We start from the raw sequence: 243 nt of genomic DNA, 5'->3' as shown, positions 1-243 counted from the left end.
GACGACTTTGCCGTTGAAGTTAGTCGGTAGATCCGCCTCCACTCGAATATCCGGCGCATTGAAATCCACCGGATGAATGGCTCCGAGAACCTTGCAGTACTCGCCGTTGCTGTTGCCGGAATCGGTAGCTGCAACGAGCGTCGCGGATACGATAGTGGCACCCGTTGTCGGCAATCCGATCGAGCCGGCGGGAACGGTCGTACCCGCCAACGCACTACATTTCGCGGCGGGCGTCGCGACCGC

At 60.5% G+C, this 243-nt stretch carries 1 pseudogene; it reads right to left on the bottom strand.

Annotation, left to right across the window (positions count from 1 at the left end):
* A pseudogene (locus SB822_RS59995) lies at nucleotides 1-243 on the bottom strand (tannase/feruloyl esterase family alpha/beta hydrolase); the annotation flags it as partial.

The sequence above is a fragment of the Paraburkholderia sp. SIMBA_054 genome (assembly GCF_046534875.1).
In the GTDB taxonomy this organism is placed as follows: Bacteria; Pseudomonadota; Gammaproteobacteria; order Burkholderiales; family Burkholderiaceae; genus Paraburkholderia; species Paraburkholderia hospita.
The sequence above is the reverse complement of the archived record's forward strand: the minus strand, read 5'-3'. Positions and strand labels throughout refer to the sequence as shown.